At 38.9% G+C, this 5,263-nt stretch carries 9 protein-coding genes; 5 read left to right on the top strand and 4 right to left on the bottom strand.

All coding sequences use genetic code 11. The features are described 5' to 3' along the window. Positions 1-631: 631 nt before the first annotated feature. Positions 632-1,234 carry a DUF1345 domain-containing protein gene (locus PN450_RS04655; RefSeq protein WP_271835560.1) on the bottom strand — a complete coding sequence of 201 codons (603 nt, stop codon included), beginning with the start codon at positions 1,232-1,234 and terminating at the stop codon, positions 632-634. Between the two features lie 157 nt (positions 1,235-1,391). Between PN450_RS04655 and PN450_RS04650 the strand changes: the two genes are divergently transcribed. Continuing rightward, positions 1,392-1,664 carry a hypothetical protein gene (locus tag PN450_RS04650; RefSeq protein WP_271835561.1) on the top strand — a complete coding sequence of 91 codons (273 nt, stop codon included), beginning with the start codon at positions 1,392-1,394 and terminating at the stop codon, positions 1,662-1,664. A gap of 56 nt (positions 1,665-1,720) precedes the next feature. On the opposite strand, the gene PN450_RS04645 is transcribed toward PN450_RS04650, so the two are convergent. From PN450_RS04645 to PN450_RS04635, 3 genes are all read right to left on the bottom strand, one after another. After that, positions 1,721-2,020, bottom strand: a complete 300-nt coding sequence (locus tag PN450_RS04645; RefSeq protein WP_271835559.1) for an HNH endonuclease — start codon at positions 2,018-2,020, stop codon at positions 1,721-1,723. 172 nt (positions 2,021-2,192) lie between these two features. Further along, entirely contained in the window at positions 2,193-2,579 is a 387-nt protein-coding gene (locus tag PN450_RS04640; protein WP_271835558.1) for a CopG family transcriptional regulator, read from the bottom strand. Then, the gene (locus PN450_RS04635; protein ID WP_271835557.1) at positions 2,576-3,229 is read right to left on the bottom strand and encodes an AAA family ATPase; all 654 of its coding nucleotides are present in this window, start codon (positions 3,227-3,229) and stop codon (positions 2,576-2,578) included. The genes PN450_RS04640 and PN450_RS04635 overlap by 4 nt, the downstream gene beginning before the upstream one ends. A 179-nt stretch (positions 3,230-3,408) precedes the next feature. Between PN450_RS04635 and PN450_RS04630 the strand changes: the two genes are divergently transcribed. The 4 genes from PN450_RS04630 (at position 3,409) to PN450_RS04615 (ending at position 5,141) form a co-directional block, all read left to right on the top strand. Further along, positions 3,409-3,693 carry a hypothetical protein gene (locus PN450_RS04630; protein ID WP_271835556.1) on the top strand — a complete coding sequence of 95 codons (285 nt, stop codon included), beginning with the start codon at positions 3,409-3,411 and terminating at the stop codon, positions 3,691-3,693. Positions 3,694-3,861: 168 nt separating this feature from the next. Then, a complete protein-coding gene (locus PN450_RS04625) occupies positions 3,862-4,428 on the top strand; it encodes a DNA-binding protein (RefSeq protein WP_271835555.1) in 567 nt (188 codons plus the stop codon). A gap of 65 nt (positions 4,429-4,493) precedes the next feature. Then, positions 4,494-4,778 (top strand): hypothetical protein, encoded by a 285-nt coding sequence (locus tag PN450_RS04620; protein ID WP_271835554.1) that lies wholly within the window; start codon positions 4,494-4,496, stop codon positions 4,776-4,778. Between the two features lie 54 nt (positions 4,779-4,832). Next, the gene (locus PN450_RS04615) at positions 4,833-5,141 is read left to right on the top strand and encodes a P-loop NTPase family protein (protein WP_271835553.1); all 309 of its coding nucleotides are present in this window, start codon (positions 4,833-4,835) and stop codon (positions 5,139-5,141) included. Positions 5,142-5,263: the final 122 nt, after the last annotated feature.

The raw sequence follows: 5,263 nt of genomic DNA, 5'->3' as shown, positions 1-5,263 counted from the left end.
CTAATAGTAAATACATTTCAAAAAATTAATTTTTTGAGAAATTTTTGGTGTGGGCTTTAATTCTCAATAACCAATACTTATTGACAGAACTGTTACTGTTACGTACTTTTAGACTTTTTATTTACATCGAACTCAGGTGACAACAGTTATTTCACCAATTTCCGGGGATTCATTCATTTACTTATCCGAAGATGAGTTCTAGTTAGTTATATTCTGATAAGTAATAATTGTAGTTTACCCTTTTCCCCTAAGAAAATTTATTTGGTGTTGATGGGGCGATTTCTGTGGAGGACTGCACGGCGATTCCCAGGAGCGATCGCTCTATAGCTCTATAAAAATTTCCCCTAAGAAAATTTTGCACTGTGTTCTCAATCCCGGTTTTCCCCAGCCTGATTTTTTCCCCTAAGAAAATTTAGCAGTGGTTTTCCCATAAATCCGCCGAGTCTAGCGTTGCTGTCACCAGGGGCAAGATAGCCAAAAAAGTATTACCAATAAAGGTTTTCAGTTGTCACCCTGCCAAAACGGGAGAAACGTACGAATCGGCTGAAACCTAGACACAGCAACAGTTTCCAGACTATCTTGCAGGTTTTTACAAGGATCTCGGTCTGTTACCATCATGCACCAAGAGATTTTAGATCAGCGATGCAATTATATTGATGCTCATAGCCAGGATACTTGTATTAAAGAAAAAAGATATTATTCCATGTATCAAAGCCAAACGTCTCATCCGACGTGATATCGTCTGAACATCTGACACTTGACTGGTCATACCAATTACAAAAGAAAAGTATAAAAAATCCCAGTAGTCTGGCTTACAGTCTTCTGGAAAATCTAGTCCCCCAGATTCTTCATTTCCATCTCTCTCTCTAGGAATATGATAATAAATGTGTGCATAGTGTAGCGCAAATACTATATGCACTAATAGCCAAGAACCTACAATTGTCATCACCGAAAGTATGACGTGTAGGGTCAGTATATTTGTTCCTGTCCCTTTTGTATGATTGAGCAAAAATCCAATGGCTAACACACTAGCACAGGCAGATGCAATCACTAATATTAAAATGCTCAAGCGACCTTCATATTCATACTGGGCATAGCGACGCGTTTTTTCTGGTGTTGCCTTCAATATTTTCCACAACGTTAAGGCTAAAAAACAGTCAATTCCAACATTCCAAGCACAAAGAATCCGGGCTGGTAAGTGTAACCATGACGGTATTATTACTGCAACTAACAAAGATATCCCTAGAGATACAAGTAGTCGTGGCCTAGGGTCAAAGTTTTTGAATAATTTCATTCTAACGCTAAGTAACTCTTAATAAGGCTAGTGGCAACTCCAAGCAAAGCTGCTGTGCAATATGTTTCAATATATTAAATAACTGCAATTAAAAATGATGGAAAATACATTAGTTGATAAAACCTTCCGTGACAGCAATGGCAAAATTGTTTTAGCTCAGATGCCAAACCTACCGCTTATTGTTTGGATAGTCGCTAGTTTATTAGCTCTATTTTTTACCAATGGCAAAATTAATACAGTATTAGTCCTACTGGCAGATGGTTCGTTGTTTACTTGGGCGTGGATGGAATTATTTCAAGGCGTTAATTATTTTCGCAGATTGCTAGGTCTTGCCGTATTTATTGGTATTATCGGATCGAAACTTATGTAATAAAAACCAATAACAGAAGTTGCCTTGCGAAAAGTCAAGATTTCCCCCAAGAAAATTCAACGATTCTCAAACCCCGACAAATCAAACAGCGACAATTGCCCCACAGAAATATTACCCTTACCTCCTCTATGGTATCCAAGATGACATCCACTACAGAGGCAAATTAGGTTCTCAACCCTATTATCCGCAGGGTTCATATTGAAATGGTGAACTTGAAGGTTATAGGCACGGGGTTTAATATTGTCGGGAGGTTTTTCACCGGGACGTAAGCAAACACGCCCGCATTTTTGACAACACCAATTAGCTTTTTCCTTGATGGCTTTGGCTAGTTCTTTCCAGTATTTGGGGTATTCCATAATAAATGAAATGCACACGCTACATATTAATATTTTACTTTCCTAGTAGTGAAAATCGTGTGACGTGGGTGCTACAGTCATAATTCATTGAGGATTTGCCAACAAAGTCAGAACCAGATATTTGTACATTATTTACTTACTGCATTACTGCATTGATTACTTAACTACTGCATTACTCTTCTACTTCCTGAAGTGCTTCATCAAGTAAGAGGCGAACAATTTCAGCCTTTTTGCGCCCAGTTCTAGCAGCCATCATAGATAATTTGCGGTGCATTGATTCAGTTAAATCAACGGTTAAACGCACTGTTGCTTCTTTGGGGGGAACTTGTTGGAGTTGAGACATAATTGATGATTTAGGTTGTGGGGATGGGGTGATAGTTGGGATTATGGCTGATGCTTCCGGCAGGGATACGCCACTCAAGCTATCGGTTGTCGGTGCTGATATGGTTTCTGCCACGTTATCAACCTGGGGCTGTTCTGTTTCCGGTGGTGTACTGCCAAAGACAAACTCATTTGCCAGGGCATCATCGAGGGACTTTCGAGGTTTCTTGCTACTCATTTCAGCATCCCTACAATTTCTTTAAACAGTTTTTCATATTCCTTTTGTGATTCCGCCGCCGGACGACCGGACAATCCCCAAATGGTTGTACCTTGACCAAAGGTATCGGCTATTGCTTGTTTTTGGTGAATCACTGTTTTTAATACCGACACTTCTTGGATTTTTGATAGTAGGGCGATCGCCTCATCTTTTAACTTAGTACCCTTAACAGCACGACTAATAAATACTGCCGCTGTTGGCGAACCACCCCGTACTGACTGAGCTTGTTTGATTAAGCGCACGGCATCACTGGCAGACTGTAAATCTAGACCCGTCGGTTGACAAGGAATAACGGCTAAATCAGTCCTAAATAAAATTGCCCGACTTGCTTCTGATAAACCTGCTGGTCCATCCACAATTAAATAGTCACATTCGGCTGCTAACTCTGGGATTTGTTCTAAAAGTTCATCGGGTACGTTTAATACCGTTGTGGCAATTTCCGACTCCATAGACTTCAACCATACCGAACTACTGCGCTGTGCGTCGGCATCTAACAATCTGACCTTATGACCCTTGCGCGATAACCAATAGGCTAAATGCACGGCTGAGGTGGACTTTGAGCAGCCCCCTTTCTGATTGATAAATGCAATCACTGACTTACTTGCTGCCATACTGCATTGATTACTTAATTACTGCATTAAGTATATACCATATGGCTAAATTAAAATTGAGTTGGCTTGAGATTGGTGATATTCGATGACTACAGCAGACGAAGCCATTATCAAGCTGTCGGGGTTGTCGTAATTATTGTGAGAGAATCAATAAATTAGTGAAAAGTTAAGGAAATATTATGGATAGGATGTTAAAAGTTTGTAGTCAATGTCAGCATGAACACTACTTTGAGGACTTTTGCCCTAGCAATTGTGACAACTGCAATTCTCCGTTAGTTGGTAATGCTTACCCAGTTAAATTATTAGATCAAGTTACTCAAGCAATAGAGATTATTAGCAATCGGCTTGATTATAATTTTGATGAAGCATTAAATTATCTTTTTAAAGTATTGGCAGCACCTCAAGTTAGTGAAAACTTATTAAACGATCCAAGTATTTGGAAAATCTTGCAACCTCCAAAATAGTACACTAATTATAATTTTCATTAATTCTAATAGATGTATAAAAATTTCCCGTACAATCAATGGCGGCGTGTACAGCGTCGCTTTTTTTATATAATTTTATTGTACAATCACTGATACACAAATTAACACTTGTATAGTAAAATAGTACAAATTATTCTTTACAAAACTATGACTAGTACACCTTTAGAGCCAAGTTTGAAGGATAAAGTCTTTGAAATTTGTGAGAACCTATATAAAAATTCAGAAAAAATAACCCGTAAAAAGGTACGAGATGTACTAGGCGGGGGAAGTTATGAGTACATTTCGCCATTGGTGACAGAGTGGAAAAACCTTAATTCTGTACAGAACCAAGAAATTGAAGGTACAGAAACAGAGGAACAATCTAATATTGTTGTTTCCCAAGATCCATCAATTGAACAAGTACCGGAGGAACTTTATGCTACATCAACTAATGCGGATTTTTTGGCAGATGATGATATGAGTACAATCCTCCGCAGTGGAGCAGAAAAAGCAGCATCATTATTGATTGCACAGGAAGCTGTAGCTAGTCATTTTTTCCAAAATCCCAATGAACTGCCAGAGGATTTAAAGCAGAAGTTAAAGGGGATGCGCGGAAATTTTACTCAAGCCCGCAGTCAGGCGGCAACGACTGCACACAACCCCCAAACTATGATCAACTTGGTGATGTCCAAACTGAAAAAACCAGACGACGAAGGGTTAGAACTAATTGGTTAAAATTTGCTGTTGGTAGTTTTATAGTTGCGGTAACTTCATTCAATCCAATTGGTTTAGCGAACTGCTTGCAGCAGCGCTTCGCTATCGCTGCGCTAACTTTCGGTAACGGTGCTATTACCTCTCTACTCTCACTTTTCCCACAACGGACAATTTCCCCTTCGACAGGCTCAGGGCATCGCCCCAAGAATGAAGAACCGGAATTAGACCCCGGTGATTTTATCATTTACAGACAAGCCGAGTTAAACCGGACCACAGCATCATTACTAGCTAATGGGGCAATTTTGATTGTCGGTGAAGAGGGTAGCGGTAAATCTGTCTTGGGAAATGCAGTAAGTAAGTCGGCACGATAAAATCAATATACATTTTTTTCGTAAAAACCCTTAAATAACCTATCTATAAGGTATTTGTCGAATTTACATTTCGTTACATATGTTGATTGTTTAACGCCAACTTACTTAGTTGAGAGATTAACTGATGACGGATTTTTAGTAGCCTTCGTTGAACCGACAACGCCCAAACAAATGCTATTGGAAATTGCTCAACAGTTTGAACTTCCCACTGAAGATATAGAGGGAAAAAATTTAACTGTGGATAAACTCAAAAGAGCGATCGCTGAATTCTTAGGGGAAAACACAGCATTTATCGTCCTCGATGATGCTCAAAACTGTGATATGAAATTCAGAATATGGTTAAAGCACCTGAGTTCGATGTAAATAAAAAGTCTAAAAGTACGTAACAGTAACAGTTCTGTCAATAAGTATTGGTTATTGAGAATTAAAGCCCACACCAAAAATTTCTCAAAAAATTAATTTTTTGAAATGTATTTACTATTAGG

The sequence above is a fragment of the Dolichospermum lemmermannii CS-548 genome (assembly GCF_028330815.1).
In the GTDB taxonomy this organism is placed as follows: domain Bacteria; phylum Cyanobacteriota; class Cyanobacteriia; order Cyanobacteriales; family Nostocaceae; genus Dolichospermum; species Dolichospermum lemmermannii.
The sequence above is the reverse complement of the archived record's forward strand: the minus strand, read 5'-3'. Positions and strand labels throughout refer to the sequence as shown.